This is a genomic window from Pseudomonas sp. NY15435, from assembly GCF_048068295.1.
Lineage (GTDB): Bacteria > Pseudomonadota > Gammaproteobacteria > Pseudomonadales > Pseudomonadaceae > Pseudomonas.
Genome location: NZ_JBLUQA010000019.1, coordinates 81,510 through 98,092 on the forward strand (window position 1 = coordinate 81,510; position 16,583 = coordinate 98,092).

The window sequence follows — 16,583 nt, forward strand, 5'->3', positions numbered from 1 at the left end:
CTTGCTGCTGGCGTTCTACATTGCTCAGAAGCGAAAGCGGATTATCCAGCGAGTTGAGTGTACTGACTCATTCCGGGTTCTGAATATGGCGATGCGGTACTTGCCTCCTTTACGCCGTAAGGCAGGACGCTACCAAGTCATTGAGCATGTCCACCAACTCAGGGTCCATGAAGCGGTAGTCATCAGGAATGTCTAGTACGTGAAGCCGTTTGTGCTCCAGCAAGCGGGGGTACTCCGCCTGCAGACGATGCAAGTGCTTGCGCTCCATAACGAAAATAACATCGGCCCAACGGATATCCGCTGGGCCGATTGGTTTTCGAGCATTGGGACTGGTTCCGGCTGAACGAGCGTCAAAGCCAGGCCGGCGGCGCCAAATAGCCTCTGCGGTAGGACTACGCCATTGATTTCGGCTGCAGATGAAAAGGAGGTTGGTCACTCTTGATCCAGCAGTTGGCGGACGCTACGAATCGGATAACTCATACCAAGCTGGCGGGCTCTGAACAGCTTATCAGCTCGGGTGTACATCAGTTTCCAGTTCTTCTCCGGGCGGAACCGCATCAGACGTATCGCTTTTTCGGGCGAATGCTTATGGGCCTGGCAGCGTCTCCAGGCGCGGGTTCTTTCCATGGTCATGTTCCTCGTGAATACCGGGTTCAGCAGCCGCGGCAATACGAGGTGGACGTATGGTAGGTGAGAATGCAGGTGCAGGCCAGGGGTGCGAGAGTAGCCGTTGCTACACGCGGTGCGCATAGCGATCAGGTAATCGTTTGTTTATCTGCTGCCCCAGTCCGCTCTTCGCCGCATGCTGTTCATGACGTGACCTACCGCGGGTACCCGGAAGCTGCAATTTCTGTATCTGGCCCTTCGACAGTACACAATCATTTGTAGCGTTTCTGAAACCATGAACTACCGTTTGCGTACAAGTGCCAGCCGGATGGCTTGTGCGACGAGACAGGAAGTACGGCGCGCGCCTTTGCCAATCATCTGCGGCTGCCACGGAGGTTAACGCAACACGGAGGTTCCCTATGCTCCCGCCAACGTCACACCGACCTGACTCTGCGCTTATTAAAACTGCCTTGAGCGCAGCCATTACAAATGTCGTCCTCTTAGCTCTGCTTCCCGAAACAGCTCAAGCGGTTTGCGGCCCACAGAGCGGTACTTATACGACCACCCAGACATGTACTCCAGCCAGTGGAACTGCAGCGGAAATTTCGACGCTGCCGGGTACTGAGCTGATTACAACTGCGGGCAATTCGTTGCTAAGCCGATCGACCAATGCCGCATCCACCATTCTGCTCAACGGCACCCGTATTCAAAGTGCCCCCGCGACGTCTGCCAGTGCGATCCAGGCTCAGATCCTGGGCGGTAATCTCGGGCTAGGGCAGGCGCTGATCAATTTCCAGAGCGGAACCAATAGCATCAGCTTGGCCGGTAGCGGCCTCGACGCTGTCGCCATCACTAATACCAATCAGGGGACATCATCCCTGGTGGTGAGCGATGGCGCTGTAGTGAACATCGAAAACCGGGTGCCAGGTACTGAACACGATGGCGTTGATATCAATGCCTCAGGGGGCGGAGATATCCGTTTTCAGCATACGGGTTCGGGATCCATCCTCACCTATGGCGGCAACAACGTCTGGCTGAAGGCTGCGGGCAGCGGCAACATAAACGCAACCGTTGGTGCCGGGGTCAACCTGACTGTCGACAATAACGACCCGCTCTCCGGTGGCGATCCCAACATAGACGATGAGAACGACCCCCAGGCAGGGACGGGCAACCATGCAGGTCTGCACACTCGAGCCATCAACGGCAACACGTCGCTGAGCACCGCCGCCACCATTCGCGGAATGGGACTCAACGCTTTTGGCATCTTCACCGAGGGTGGTACAGGCACTACCAACCTCAGCAATACCGGCAGTATCACGACTGACGGAAGGAACGGCTTCGGTATCCGCTCTCTCTCAACTACCGGCAGCATCCATATCGTCAACAGCGGCGACATCACGACGACCGGCGACAACGGTCACGCCATCTACGTCAACGATAACGTCGGGGCGACCGGCGATATCAGCATCCAGAACGACGGCGACCTGGTGGTCGGCAATTCAACCGATCTGGTTGGCTCGCGTGGGATCTACGTCATCAAGCGCGGAACCGGCAATTTCAGCTTGACCGGCAGCGGCAATATCACGGTTAACAACGGGCCGAATTCGACTCGGGCCAACGGCATCACCATCACTGCTGCGCAGAACGGAACGGTGGACTACAGCGGTGACATCGTCACGAGCGGGCCGGGAGCGGGCGCCATTCGCCTTGACTCTAGCGGTGGCGATGCGACGGTGAACTACACCGGCAACAAACTGCAAACCCTCAGCACCCAAGCCCACGGCATTTACGTAACGGCGCTGCTGGGAAAAGCGACGATCAACTCCAGCGGAACCATCACCACGCATTCCGAAGGCACGGGTGGGGAAGGGACGGGGATCGATGCCTACGGGCTGCGAGCCGAGACCGGCGGGCAGGATGCCAGCATCACTTACACGGGCCCGCGCATCGATGTGAATGGCTCCGGTGCGGCCATTCTCGGCAATACCACTTACAAGTCAGGTACGGGTGCAGGTCAGGTAACGATCGACAACAGCGGCGAACTGATCGCCAGGGGCGATAGGCAACGGGGGATTCGAGCCCTGACGGTGACGGGCGACCAGACGATCATCAACCGTGGGGCGATTACCACCCAGGGCGATACCAACAGCCAGGGGATCCTGGCGCAGGCTTCCGGTGCAGCCAGGATCACCGTGCAGAACAGTGGCGATATCACGACCCATGGCAGCATCGCCTCGGGTATCGACGCGCTGACGGTCGGCGGCACCGTGAGTGTCAGCAACACCGCGAAGATCCTGGGTGGCTGGGGGGAGAGTACGGGCGTTTCTCTGGCTGGCGAAACGCAGACGCTGAGCAACACCGGTACCATCGGCGCATTGAGTGACCGCGCCGTCCTCGGCGACGCCAGCGGCCCTGATGCCATCGTGAGCATTCTCAACGCTGGGGCGATTGTCGGGTCGATCAATGCAGGCACTTCTCAGGTCAGCATCGCCAACCAGGGCGACTGGACATTGCGCAACTTCGTCGACAGCAACGGCGATGGCGTTCGTGACACCTGGGGTGTGGCCGTCAGCAATCTGGGTACCGCCAGCGGCAACAGCATCGACAACAGCGGTACGCTCACGCTCGCCGCACAGCCGGGCAGTGGCATTCAAACCTTCGACACGACGGGCACCTACTTGCCGCTTGGACAAACCGCCAACACCCCGGTGCAAGGCGGGGCGGTGCAGGCCCAACTGCTCGGTGTCGGCACCTTTACCAACAGTGGGCTGATCGATCTCACCGGTGGCGGTGAGGCGGTCGGCAACGTGTTGCTCATCAGCAACGCGCAGGTGCCCGGCAACGATGGCGGTGGCGTGTTTGTCTCCAATGGCGGCCGTCTGCTGCTCAACAGCGAACTCAACGAAGGTGGCGCGAACAGCCGATCCGACATGCTGGTCGTGGACTCCACGGCTACGGGCAGCGGTGGCTCTACCGGGTTACTGGTGAACAACGTCGGCGGTAGAGGTGCGCTCACAGAGGGCAACGGCATCGCCGTGGTAAACCTGCTGGATACCGCTATTGCTGCGAGCGATGCCAACGCCTTCAGCCTCGCCAGGCGTGTGGTGGCTGGCCCGTACGAGTACCAGCTCTACCGTGGCGCAGTGGATGGCACGGGCACGCAGACCTGGTATCTGCGCTCGGATATCGAGCCGACGCCTCCTGACCCTCCCACTCCGCCGGTGCCTCCGGTGCCTCCGATTCCGCCGACGCCGCCGGAGCCGCGTACACCGAACTTCCGCCCCGAGGTGTCGTTGTACGGAGCGTTGCCGGCACTGGCCCTGGTCTACAACCGCACGATCATCGATACCCTGCACGAACGAGTAGGTGAGGAACGCCCAACCGCTTGGCAGGAACCGCCGAAAGAAAATGAAGCGAACTGGGGCCCATCCCTGGGTTGGGGGCGAGTCATATACCGCAGCGGCGAGCAGGACGGTGAGCGAAAGGACGCCGTTGGCGATACCCCCGAATACAACTACGACCTGACGGCCTTCCAGGTCGGAGCCGACCTCTACCGAAAAGAGCGAGCCGATGGCAGCCACGACCAGGCTGGGTTCTCCCTGGCCGTTGGCAGCATGGAGGCCGGCGTCAGCCACTACACCGGTCGTAATGCCGGTGATGACACGTTGCGAGCCTATAGCCTGGGAGGGTACTGGACGCACTTCGGCCCGGAGGGCTGGTATCTGGATGGCGTGCTGCAAGTCAGCCGGTATGACATCGAAGCGCGCCCCAATGAACTCGGCAAGCTGAAGACCAGGGGATGGGGCTACACCGGTTCGCTGGAAGGCGGTTATCCGTTCGAGGCAGACAAGGATCTGTGGATCGAGCCTCAAGCCCAGGTGATCTACAGCTACGTTGACCTCGACGACAGTGATGACATCGCTGCCGATGTGCGCTTTCGCGATGTCGAGTCGCTGATCGGTCGACTAGGAGTGCGCTTTGCCAAGGATTGGGAGACAGAAGGCAGCGACAAGACCCGCCGTCGTACCCAAGGTTGGGTTCGTCCCAGCGTCTGGCATGAATTCAAGGGCCAGCCCAAGACCGAGTTCTCGTCGCAGTCTGGCTATGTACCCTTCGAGGCAGACATCGATGGCACCTGGGGTGAAGTGAATCTGGGGGTTGACCACCAAGCCAGCGAGAAGGTGACCTTCACCGTCTCCGCCGGCTATCGAGAAGCCTTCGATGGCGACAGCCACGGTTACGACGCGATGGTCGGATTCAAGTATCTGTTCTAGAGAGGGGCGGTAGCCGTCAATCCACTGGTTTGGCGACTACCCTCTTAACCCTGACTATCCAATCTCGGCTTCCGGCCGATTGTTGCCCTGGCGAGAGGCAGTTACCGACCCATAGCGGACATCGGGTAATAGGATCGTAGCGCCCCAAGATTGCTACATCGTTGGCAGTTCGCTCAAATGCCAGACTCAACTGGCCGTTACTCTGATGGCGTTGAAAGCAACAAGTGCACGGTGGCGCAACACCCTTGTCCAGGCAAGTGTGATACCTGCAACTCGCCGCCGATGCTGTTGATCAGGTGCTGGGCGATGTTCAGGCTGAGGCTGTTGCGTGCCTGTTTGCGCACGGGGTAGCCGCGGGTCAGTTCCGAGAGGGAGTAGGCGCGCATTTCACGGCGCTCGTCGGCTGGCAGACCTTCGAGCGTTATGCGTACACCCATCTGCTGCTGTTTCGGGCTGGCGACGATATGCAGCCGGACGCTACCGTCGTCGGTCAGGTCTATCACGTACAAGCCCAGGTGCCGCAAGGCTTCGCGTAATGATCGTGCATCGACCAGCAGAGCTTTCCGCGAGCGGGCGCTGGCCTCCAGCTTCAGGGGCAACTGTTTCTGGTCGGCCTGGACGTGCAACACATTGAGAACCTCAGCGGCAAGCTCGTCCAGGTACGTGGGCAGCAGAGGAACCTCTTCTTGGGCAATCAGCGCGCGCTTGAGCGAGGCGCCGTGCACTAGCAACTCCTCCAGGATCGTGTGGGCCTCCCTGAGTGCAGTGGCATCGGGCTGCGCTAGGGTACCGGCGAGTGCCTCTAGGCGTTCGTTGAGATGAGTGGTCGCGCTGGTAAACAAGTCGGTCAGTTGCTGGTGTGCCAGCTCATTGGCCTCGGCGCGGGTTCGCAGCTCATTGAGTTGGTCATAGCGCTCGGTGATATCGGTGCTGCAGCAGATCATTCCGACTAGATTGCCATCGTGATCCCTGTAGGGCGTGCCCCAGTGGTGCAGAACACGACGTTCTCCATGGATGGTGATTTCTATGTCTTTGCTGAAAGGCTGTTCCTGGGCAATGGCCCGCTGCAAAAAACGCAGCATGTTGCTTGCGTCATCTGGCGGATACCAGTCCACTTCGGTAGTACGGGTACCAAGAACGTCGTCCAGCGCCGCATGGTAAAGCTTCAAATGCGCAGGGTTGGCGTAAACCAGACGCGCCTCAGTGTCGCGAACATAAAAGGCGGCCGGCAGGCTTTCGACCATCGAGCGCCACATGGGCGCTTCGCCTTCACTATCTCGCTCGCTTGCTGCCAAGCCGGCAGGGGCGGCAAGACGGTTGCGCCGGGCAAAGTCGATTAGATCGAGCATGCTGGTAAGGTTGAGCTTACTGCGCATGCGGGCCCGGTACGTACTGACCGATTTCTCGCTGATGGTCAGTTCACGGGCTATCTCCTGGTTGCTGTAGCCGCTGGCAAGCAGACTGAGCACGCTTAACTCACGGTTGGACAACGAGGCCACGCGCTCGGCGTCGTTCTCTTGCAGGCTGCCGAGATGCACGCTGCCGAGCGTTTCGGCTGGGAAATAGCTGTGGCCCCGCAAGACTACCGCTAGGGCTTCCTTGAGTTGCTCGACTTCCTGATGCTTGCTGACAAAGCCCGACGCTCCTACCTGCAGGAAGCGTCCGACGTAGTGTTCCGAATCTTGAGTGCTGTAACCCAAGATTGGCAACGTAAGTCCGCGAGCGCGCAGGCGCGAGATGACGTCCAGCCCGGTAATTTGCGACAGATCAATGTCGATAATCAGCAGGTCCGGCGAAAGGCGCGTCGTTAGACTCAGCGCTTCGAGGCCGTTGCGAGCTTCGCCGACTACCGTATGCCGCTCTTCCTGTAATAGCGTGCGAACGGCATAACGGGTCATCGGGTGTTCGTCCGCAATCAGGATTCGCGCCATCTTTTCCCCCTTCGTCGATCTTCACTCTAGGACAAGCTGATGGCTCGCGTGTAGTCGTTTTCCTACAAATCGTGACTGGTTTTCGCATCCTCACATTGAGGCGGTGCGCAAAGAATGGCGTCAACCCTTCCCCTCAAGGTGACTCGCCATGGAATCGCTCACATGCCACACAAGCCTCCCCAAAACACCGCTCGCCATCATCGTCGCCATGCTCATCAGTACCCCAGGTCTGGCAGCGGATTTCAACACTTCTCAAATCTTTACCGCGGCTAATACGCAGCCCCAAGTGCTGACGCAGTCACGCATCAAGGTCAACAGTAGTGATCCCGCACTCAGCATTCTGCACACGGATCTAACCCTGCAAAGCGTGTTTGTCAGCAACGCTGGTTCCGGAGCGGCACTGCTCGTCTCTGATAGCGCACATCTGGACGCACAGGCAATCGATGGTTCTACCCAATCGAACGGAGCTCCGGCACTGTCAGTGCATGATCGGGGAGTGGTAAGGCTGGCAAAGGGCAGCGTGCTGACCACTCTGGGCAATGGAAGTCCCACCGCACTGGTTGATGGCGGTGAGTTACATCTGAGCGATACCAGCTTGGTGACCCATGGGATTACCAGTCCAGGAATCAGACTGAGCAGTCAGTCGCTCCTGCAAGTAGAGCGATCGAGTATCGAAACTTTCGACATGAGCAGTGCCGGCATCCAGAGCGACGATAACGGTGTGCCCGGCGTCGTCAGTGATTCGCGGATTTACACCCACCAGGCAGAAAGTGACGGCGTCAGTCTCAATAACAGTGGCCCGATAGCTTTGGCCAATACTCAGATACTCACCGAGGCCGACGCAGCTGCAGGAGTCGCGGCGCGATGGGGTAGCCAGGCGATTCTGAGCCAGGGCAGTACGGTGCATACACACGGATACAACGCCGAGGCACTCGGCGCTCGTACCGGTTCAAGCATCCAAATGAACGATGGGACCCTTTTCAGCGAGGGGCCGCGATCAGCGGCGGTGCTAGTCAGTGGTGCAAGCAGCATCAGCCTGCAGAATGTGCAGGGACTGAGTATCGGGACCATGGCCCCGGCGCTGAGTATCGAGGGTGGCAGTCAGGTTAGCGCTCAAGACAGCCAGCTGAGTAATGCTGATGGCAGCACTGCACGCTTCATCGCCGGACAAGGGCCGGGCCAGCTGACACTGAGCAACTCGCAGTTGAGCGGCCCCCTCGCGGTAGTTGAAAGCGAGCAGGGCAGCCTGGGCAACGTCATCGCCCAAGGAAGCCATCTAATAACCACTGTGGGCGAAGCCTTCAGCATACAGTCTGACAGCATCCTCCAAGCGTCGCTTCGCAACAGCCGGGTTGACTCTCCGACGCTCGCCGAGGTCATCGACGACGGCCAACTACAGCTGTTAGCCAGTGGAAGTTCACTTAAGGGCAACACCCTTTTGCACGACAGCAGTCGCGGTCGCCTGGATATGCAGCTGAACACCAGTAATTGGAGCTTCGAAGGCAATTCCTCGGTCAGCAATCTGGAGCTACGGGATGCCGGTCTGTTATTTGCCGGTAAGGGGTATCAGGTTTTAACGGTGAATGGGGATCTCATCGGCCACGGCCGCTTCCTGATGAAGACCGACCTTGCCAGCTCCCAAGGCGATCTGCTGGTAGTGCAAGGCCAGGCGGAAGGCGATCATGAAATCCTAGTGGCAGACAGCGGCCGCGACGCCCAAGGAGACCCGCTTAAATTAGTCGCAAGTGGAGGTGGCTCAGGACAGTTCAGGCTGGTTGGGGGACATGTGGATGCCGGTGCCTTCCGGTATGGTCTGGAGCACCAAGGAAATGATTGGTATCTCGTTGAAACCGCTCGCCTAGCGCCCATCCAGGTCTTGGCTCCTTCTCGACCGGCGCAGCGTACGCCATCAGCTCAGGGCGGTACTGTTCCAACGACCGCGCTGACGCCGTCCCAGCAGCCACAGCAGCAGGTGGGCCCAAACACCCGCTTGCCCATGGCGGCGCTGACTCCGGCGGCGCAGCCGCAGTTGGTTTCTTCGCAGGTAACAACCATCCCCATGACTGCACAGAATCCAGCATTGGGTAAATTGGGACAGGCGCAGCGGTTGTCCAAGGGCGCGAATGCAGCCCTAGGCATGCAAACCGCCGCGGCGAATCTCTGGCAGAGCGAGCTGGGTACTCTCACACGTAGGCTCGGCGAGCTGCGCGAAGGTCATGACCAGGGCGGTCTCTGGACTCGCGCCATGGGCGGCCGGATGAACGTCGATAGCGGCGACAGCCGCGCCTTTGAACAGAACCTGAGTGGTGCGCAGATCGGCGCTGACCGCTCACTGGAGCAAAGCGACGCCACTCTCTATCTCGGCGGAGTAATCGGTATGGGTCGCTCCAATCAGAACTTTGGTGAGCACAGCTCTGGCGCTATCGACAGCCGAAGCGTCGCCCTGTATGCCACCTATGTCCGAGAGGACGGCTGGTATCTCGACTCAGTGCTGAAATACGACCACCTGCGGGGCAAGGTGAAGACGCCCTCTAATCTGGGCAGTCAGGTCCGCGGCCACTACGACGCCGACGCTTACGGTGCCAGCATTGAGTTGGGGCGAACAATTCAACTGGGGCAGGGCTGGTTTGTCGAGCCGCAGGTGCAACTGGCTGGTGTGCACCTGCAAGGCCCGAAGTACATCAGCAGCAACAATTTGAACGTGGATGGCGACGCAACGGACTCCGTCCAGGCTCGGACCGGCGGTCGCGCAGGGCGTAACTGGCAGCTGGACTCCGGTATGCAAATAAGCGGCTACCTCAGCGCCTCGTGGATCGACGAGCTGGCTGGTGACGGAGCGGTCAAGGTGAACGGTCACTCACTGGATAATCAACTGCCGGGGTCTCGTACGGAGCTGGGTGCTGGGGGCTCGCTGCTGGTGAGTGCTCACCAGAAACTGATGGTCGAGGTTCACTACGCCAATGGTCATGAGATCGAACAACCCGTCGCACTGACTCTTGGCTATCGCTACCTCTGGTAATCGTTGACGCCGCTTGGACGCACGCAGTACGCGACATTCCGTAAGGTATGAATCAATGACCCTATCTCGCCGAGTACAAGATTACTGAGCATGCTAGGACCCCATGCGTTGGCGGAGTTAATTAGCTCTCATCGCGGAACTGGAGTACTTCATCATGAAATCTACACTTTTGATTTCGTTGACACTTGTAGCCACACTGGCAAATGCCTGTTATGGCAAGGACGAGAGCATCACTGTTCCTGTGAACTTCGAAAAGGGTTCGTCTAGTTCAACCTTGCAAGGCAGCTTCAAAGGCTACGGTAGTGTCTTGCACACCCTCGTAGTGAGAGCTGGCCAGAAGATGACGATACGTATCACGGGAGGTCGCAATGCAAATTTCAATATTTTCGCTCCCGGCCAGACTCCCGGATCTTCCGCGGCCTTGGGGAGTGGCTATGTAGGGGGCGACTGGAGTGGGGCTCTATCTGAAACTGGCCGCTACACCGTGCAGGTCTATCAACCTCGAGCAACGGCGCGGCGTGGAACAGAGGTGGCCTACTCCATTTACTTCCAAGTGCAATAGACGACCGTATTCAACGGAGCACATGGAGCTGACATGAAGCGTCGCTGGCCTCTACCGATTGATCTACGCGGCCTGATACTGTTTTTCGTCCTAATCTCTGTTTTTGCCACGCTCTGCAACAGCCTCGTAGTGTCGTATCGTGTGCAGCGGGATGCTCTGGTGCATTCAGCCTTGGAGGCAAATGCCGCCTATGCTGCGAAAGTTGCGTCGAGCATCGGCGAGTTTTTGCGCTCCGCTCAGCGTCGTCTGAAGTACAGCGCTGCTGTCCTCTCTCATCATTGGAATGACCCAGATGCGTTGCGCGCGGAGGCTCTACGCCTGCAAGCACAGGATGATGATTTCAACTCGATAGCCATAGTGGATGCCAATGGTGTGGTGCTCCACGCTTTTCCCGATTCGCTGCAGATCGACGGGAAAATGCTGCGCTCAGAAGGTGTCCAGCAAGCATTGGCGCAAAGGAAGCCGACAGTCAGCTCAGCATACCTGTCGGTCGCGGGAAATCTGGTGGTGTTCGTTTCTCACCCTATTACGTCACCTGATGGGGAGTACCTGGGCGCTATTGGTGGTTCAGTCTACCTGCGTAAGCAAAGCGCACTTCACACTGTCATCAGCAGCCATTTTCATCACGAAGGGACTTTTGCCTTCGTGGCCGACAGCAATCGACGACTGCTCTATCACCCCAATCAGGCCCGCATTGGCGAGGTACTCGGTTGGAGCAAAACAGTCGACGTCGCCCTGCGCGGAGAAAGCGGCAAGATGGAGGTTCCAAATTACCGGAATATCCCCATGCTTGCTGGCTACGCACCAGTCCAGGGCGCCCATTGGGCGGTCGTCGCCCAGCAGCCGAGGGAGCGTGCACTGGTTGCCCTGAAGCCCCTGATGATAGAGATGATACTGGGCCTGATACCTGCCGGTTTGGTGGGCATTGCTCTGATTCTGGCAGGAACAGCACTGATCGCTCATCCGTTGCACCAGTTATCCAAGGCTGCTGACCAGTTAGCCGCAGAGGATACCGAGTTACGCCTATTAGGCGTCCAGGCCTGGTACAAGGATGCCTCGAACATCCGGCAGGCGATGCTTACCGGGGTAAGGCTACTCCAGCAGAAACTGGGCAAACTTAGTCACGAGGCTCAGAGCGACCCACTGACGGGGCTAGCGAACCGCAGGGCAATGGCAAGTGTCCTTAAAATGCTTGAGGAGACCAATTTGGGTTACGCCGTCCTGGCGCTGGACATTGATCACTTCAAAAGGGTCAACGACAGCTTTGGTCACGATGCCGGAGATGTGGCGCTCAAGCATGTGGCGGACATTCTCAAAAGCAATTCTCGTACAGGCGACCTGGCATGTCGCGCTGGCGGCGAGGAGTTCACCTTAGTGATGCCAGAAGTCTCTTTGGACACCGCTCGTGGCCTTGGGGAGCGAATCAGGGAAACGGTCGAGAACAGCGATATCCCGAGGGTTGGTAGGCTGACAATATCGATTGGTGTTGCTTCCAGATCAGGGAGCTCCGAGACGGCGGAAGACGTGCTTAAGCGAGCTGATGAGCGTCTGTATAAAGCGAAGGAGTCAGGGCGAAACAAGGTCATGGCTTAGTCCTCTGTCGAGAACTGACCTGTTAGGTTGCCGGTTGAATCTCCGCTAAGATTTTTCCACGATCGAGCCGTCCTTTGGGCGGCCATTTCATTTCTGATATCTGGAATGAGCGCCGAAGCGAAGGTGTGCTTCTGGCCGGAAGGAGGTATTGGTAGTAGGAGGCGTTCCAGTTGGCAAGGTCAACCGAATGAGGTTCCAACTGGCTCCGAAGGTTATTTCGGGCTTCATCCTGTAGTCGACATAGCTCCGTCCCGGTATTGATAGCGGCCTGCGTAGTGTGCGTTAGCAACAGGCTGCTAGTCAGCGGTATGAGCGATAGAAGTCTGTGTTTAGGCTAGCTCCCGTTGGCCTTCAGCGCGCCGTGCAGTGCATTTCCGGGGCTTGATAGCCCCAGATCACGGTGGCCTCGCCATGATGCTCCCAGAAACTCTCGTTTTGCCCCTGGTAGCGCGCGCCGCTGGCGGTCTGTTGCAGGTACATCAGCGAACTACGGTCGCCGAACTCGACCATGGCGGTGGGGGGCTCGGTGGGGAAGAAGCTGGCGACCACTTGCTTCGCCGGGTTGCCGTCACACTGGTAGAACATCGGGCCGGTGGGCTCGATCAGCCGGTAGCGCGCCTGCAATTCGGCGATGCGCAAGCGGTAGCTGTCGGCGATGCAACTGGGCTGATCCTCGCTTTTCCAGCAGTCTTTGCGGCCCTTGATCCAACCCCTCTGTTCGGCTTTTAGTACCGGGGGATGTTCATTACCGGCTTTCTGCTGCGCGGCTTTGTAGACTTCGGCCATTTGGCGATCCATCGCCGAGAGCGACTCGCTCTGGCAGATCTGCTGCTCAATGCTGCCATTCTCCACCTGGCTGCAATCGAAGGAGGGACCGGCCGCCTGAAGGTTCGACAGGGGCAGGGTGAGCAGCAGGGGGAACCAATGCTTCATGAGGGCACCATTAGCGATTCAGAACACTGGGTTAGTCTAGCTCCGCGCTTTATGGAGTGGAGAGTTGTCTAGTTGTTGACGACGGGCGATGGCTGCTATTGGCCGGTTGCTGCCCTGGCGAGAGGCTGTAACCGACCCATAGCAGACATTACTAAAGCACGTTGAGAGTCATGCCTCAGCCTGTAAGGCTATGCCGCGCCGATCTCTTATAACTATTACGAAAAGTTCGCTCAAGAAACGCTTTGAAAAAATCGGATCAACGGCTATAGATTGCCATGAAATGGAAAGAAACTGTCGCCTAATGAAAAGCCGGTAGATATATGCTGTTTTGTATAATGCGACATCAAGTTTTTTCGACGATCCATGCTCATTTAGATATCGCCAGCCTCGATGGATGAATTCTTTTTCGATCATAACAAGATAAACTTGTTAAATACAAACCTTGTGAAATACAAGGGTCATTTATTGGCATGGCAACCATTCTCAAAATAACCGGTCGGGCGATGAAAGTTTCACGCTACTGCATTGATAGGATGATAATTTCGATGAAGATTTACGGCATTTTTTTCACGATTACGTGGCTAATTTCTGGCTGCACCATGCCTGTAAATAGTTCCGACATGAATAGCGCTAAATTCCCTGAGGAACCCTCGGCGCAAGAAACCGACTCTATGATTCGAAAGTATCTAATTCGAGTGCTCAAGGACCCTGAGTCGTTAAGGATGGAGTGCACGCCGACTCGAAAAGGATGGGCGCGGCAGTATAGGGACAGCTCACCAGAATTTGGCTGGGTTACTCCATGCACGATAAATGCGAAAAATAGTTTTGGAGGATATTCCGGAGATAAGTCATATGTATTTCTATATACGACATCGGGACTAATTATCTTTGATGGATCTAGATTTAGGTCTTTCGAAGAACATGTGGGATACATGGAAAATTAATCCTCAAAAAACAAAGAGATTATGACAATGAAGATGCTGATAGCAATTTCAATATATATATTTTCAATGATAGCGAGCACCTGCGCTTATTCGCAAGCTAGTTATGATGAGGGAACATATGAAGTTAGCTTCAAGCCAAATAGCACCCAGGGAGAACTTGACGGGTGCATGCTGGAATATATCGCAACATACAATGATCAGGCATATCATCACGGAAGAGCCTACATTGTTAGTGGTTTCATTGGGGTTTACTTCATTAGAGACAGCCTCGCCTTGGTTTTAAAGGCAGGGACCGCCAAGCTTGATTCGAAAATAAAAACAGAAGAGCCGTATTTTATTTTTGCAAAGACTAAGAATTATTCAACGGCCAGATTCAAAGGAAATAGCGCCACTGGCGAAAACAAATTTAAAATCTCAGTTTTCCCGCTGTTCGAAAATTTGCAAATTATGGAATTTGTTAATTCGATGGTTTCTGAAAAATCCATCTCTATCGGATACAACCTAAAAAAAGATGGAATGGATGTTGTCGTGCCAATAGATTTGACGGTAAAAAATACCATAATCACAAATGATCGAGGCTATGTGAGAGCTAATTCTGATGAAATGATTAACTCATTCTTTGGTTGTTACCAGGAGCTTCTTGATAAACAACTAAAGTCCGCTGAGAAAATCATTGGCAAGCCATGATGCTTATTTTCTTGTGGTCGCTAGGTAATAGCCAGCATGGGAAAGGTTTGCATGGTATATGGTGTTCTGCTATCGGTACTACCTCTAAGGGTAGCTTTGTGTTGCAATCATTTGCAGGTGGCGTGACTGTCCAATAGACGTCCCGTTGAATGAAGGTTAGACCTTTGCAATTCAAGTCACGGTTCTTCCCAGCCATCGACTTTGCGGCTCTCGGAGTTGAAATGCACCTCTCCACCGTCCGGGTCGTCATAGTACCAAACCGTGAATACGGAATTCGCGTCTACCCTTGTCGGGCTACCGAGCAACCTTTCCACGTCCGCCTCCGACAGCCCTTGTTGAAGTCTTCTCCATTTAGCTTTGTCTGATTGGGTAGCGGCAGCAGCATTTCGCTGATGCAGTTGATCCTCAAGTGTGGCTACGCGACGCTCTAGGATGCGAACGGTTTCCTCAAGCTTTCCCACCCGGGATTCTGCGTTCGATTGTGCGAATGCCTGTCCGTTGGGTATGAGTAACAATACGGAAAGCGCAAAAAGATAACGATGTGCGATCATTTTTCTCTCCTGGTGTTATTTCAGCGAAAACGGATTCCGATGTTTACCGATTACGTTAGCTACTTAATGAGAGGGTGGTGAACCCTGCCCGCTTCTCTCGAAGTTTTGAGCGTCTGCTTCTGGCCGGTTGCTGCCCCTGGCGAGAGGCCGCTACCGATCCGTAGCGGACATCAGTGCTCAGGAAGCAGGAATGACCCTCAGCGTTGCGCGAAGTCCGCCGGAGGGTAGATTGCTCAACTGTACGCTGCCTCCAAGCCGCTCCATGATCATCGCCACAATGGACAGGCCCAGTCCGGCGCCGTTCTCAGAACCTTTGCTGTAGAAGCGTTCGAAGACACGCCCTAGTTCTTCCTCCTCAATGCCAGGCCCCTGATCCTCCACGTTGAGTACGATCACGTTGCCTTCACGGTGCAGCGTGACGTTGACTCGACCGCCAACTGGAGAGTGATTTACTGCGTTCGCGACCAGGTTCTGCAGAGCAATGCCCAAAGCCCCTGCATCACTTTGAAGCTGATAGTCGCCCTTGGTGATTTCCAGAGACGGTTCCTGGCCTTGATCCAAAATCCAGGGTGTCATCTCCGCCAATGTCTCTGTCGCCACTGCAGCGACATCCACTGCCACCCAGTTGCGTTGCCCGAGTCGCGGCTCGATTCTCGCCATGGTCAGTAGCTGGTTTACCACTCGACTGAGACGATCCACACCACCAACCAGAAACTCCAAGGCTTTATCTCGCTCAACATCGCTCCTGGCCTCAAGCGCGTTCTGCGCATGCAGCCGAAGGATTGCCAGGGGCGTACGCATCTCATGGGCGGCGTCGGCGATAAATCGATGTTCACGGCGCAGCAGCTCATCAATCTGCCCCAGCAGCCGGTTGAGCGCCGCCTGCATAGGTTCCAGCTCCCGAGGTAGAGGCACGAGTTGCAGTGGCTCCAGTGACTCTGCATGCCGCGCTCGGATGACGCGTGCCATGTTCTGCAGCGGTTGCAGCCCCCAGCCGATGGCCAGCCATACCAGCAGCGCCAACGCGAGACTGCCGATCAAGAAGGGAAATAAGGTGTGGCGGACGATGCGACCGATCAGGTCGTTGCGCACATCGTTGCGTTCACCAACCCAGATCACCAACTGGCGCTCTGGCACGGGAAGCACGAAGCTGCGCCATTGCTGCTCGCCCACCATGATGTTTGAAAAGCCGGGCTTGGTCAGCGGGCGAGTGAAGCTCGGGGCACTGGCCGTATGTACCAAGACTTCACCGTTGATGCGCCACACCTGGAAGGCGAGTTTGCTTTCGTAGGGGTGACCGATGCGATGCTTGCCCGCCTGACTCAGTGCTTCATTGAATGCCAGGTACAACGCATGGCGATCCTTGTCGTCCAGCGGCATGCTCATGACGCCTTGCAGGAGGCGCGCGTTCTGCGCCAGATGGGCGTCGTAGATCTCGTCGATCTCGTGGCTGCTGTCGTGATAGTTGTAGAGCGCAAGCAGG

At 56.7% G+C, this 16,583-nt stretch carries 11 protein-coding genes; 5 read left to right on the forward strand and 6 right to left on the reverse strand.

Annotated elements, in window-relative coordinates:
- Positions 1-109: 109 nt before the first annotated feature.
- Both ACNFH5_RS29230 and ACNFH5_RS29235 read right to left on the reverse strand, forming a co-directional pair.
- A complete protein-coding gene (locus ACNFH5_RS29230) occupies positions 110-436 on the reverse strand; it encodes a low molecular weight protein tyrosine phosphatase family protein (protein ID WP_416752220.1) in 327 nt (108 codons plus the stop codon).
- Complete coding sequence (locus ACNFH5_RS29235; protein ID WP_416752222.1) at positions 433-627, reverse strand: hypothetical protein; 195 nt, start codon at positions 625-627, stop codon at positions 433-435. The genes ACNFH5_RS29230 and ACNFH5_RS29235 overlap by 4 nt, the downstream gene beginning before the upstream one ends.
- Before the next feature lie 449 nt (positions 628-1,076).
- Between ACNFH5_RS29235 and ACNFH5_RS29240 the strand changes: the two genes are divergently transcribed.
- Positions 1,077-4,880 carry an autotransporter outer membrane beta-barrel domain-containing protein gene (locus ACNFH5_RS29240; RefSeq protein ID WP_416752224.1) on the forward strand — a complete coding sequence of 1,268 codons (3,804 nt, stop codon included), beginning with the start codon at positions 1,077-1,079 and terminating at the stop codon, positions 4,878-4,880.
- Between the two features lie 197 nt (positions 4,881-5,077).
- Here the strand turns inward: ACNFH5_RS29240 and ACNFH5_RS29245 are convergent, their stop codons facing one another.
- Positions 5,078-6,811, reverse strand: coding sequence for a response regulator (locus ACNFH5_RS29245; protein ID WP_416752225.1), 1,734 nt, complete (start codon positions 6,809-6,811; stop codon positions 5,078-5,080).
- Between the two features lie 148 nt (positions 6,812-6,959).
- Between ACNFH5_RS29245 and ACNFH5_RS29250 the strand changes: the two genes are divergently transcribed.
- The 3 genes from ACNFH5_RS29250 (at position 6,960) to ACNFH5_RS29260 (ending at position 11,985) form a co-directional block, all read left to right on the forward strand.
- Positions 6,960-9,830, forward strand: a complete 2,871-nt coding sequence (locus ACNFH5_RS29250; protein WP_416752227.1) for an autotransporter outer membrane beta-barrel domain-containing protein — start codon at positions 6,960-6,962, stop codon at positions 9,828-9,830.
- Positions 9,831-9,984: 154 nt separating this feature from the next.
- Positions 9,985-10,392, forward strand: coding sequence for a hypothetical protein (locus ACNFH5_RS29255; protein ID WP_416752229.1), 408 nt, complete (start codon positions 9,985-9,987; stop codon positions 10,390-10,392).
- A gap of 33 nt (positions 10,393-10,425) precedes the next feature.
- Positions 10,426-11,985, forward strand: coding sequence for a diguanylate cyclase (locus ACNFH5_RS29260; protein WP_416752231.1), 1,560 nt, complete (start codon positions 10,426-10,428; stop codon positions 11,983-11,985).
- Between the two features lie 351 nt (positions 11,986-12,336).
- On the opposite strand, the gene ACNFH5_RS29265 is transcribed toward ACNFH5_RS29260, so the two are convergent.
- Positions 12,337-12,918 (reverse strand): MliC family protein, encoded by a 582-nt coding sequence (locus tag ACNFH5_RS29265; RefSeq protein WP_416752233.1) that lies wholly within the window; start codon positions 12,916-12,918, stop codon positions 12,337-12,339.
- A 971-nt stretch (positions 12,919-13,889) separates the two neighbouring features.
- Here ACNFH5_RS29265 and ACNFH5_RS29270 point away from each other — a divergent pair.
- Positions 13,890-14,549: a hypothetical protein gene (locus tag ACNFH5_RS29270; protein WP_416752235.1), complete on the forward strand. Its 660-nt coding sequence runs from the start codon at positions 13,890-13,892 to the stop codon at positions 14,547-14,549.
- 176 nt (positions 14,550-14,725) lie between these two features.
- Here the strand turns inward: ACNFH5_RS29270 and ACNFH5_RS29275 are convergent, their stop codons facing one another.
- Positions 14,726-15,100 carry a hypothetical protein gene (locus ACNFH5_RS29275; RefSeq protein ID WP_416752236.1) on the reverse strand — a complete coding sequence of 125 codons (375 nt, stop codon included), beginning with the start codon at positions 15,098-15,100 and terminating at the stop codon, positions 14,726-14,728.
- Between the two features lie 177 nt (positions 15,101-15,277).
- Positions 15,278-16,582: an ATP-binding protein gene (locus ACNFH5_RS29280; protein ID WP_416752238.1), complete on the reverse strand. Its 1,305-nt coding sequence runs from the start codon at positions 16,580-16,582 to the stop codon at positions 15,278-15,280.
- Position 16,583 lies beyond the last annotated feature (1 nt).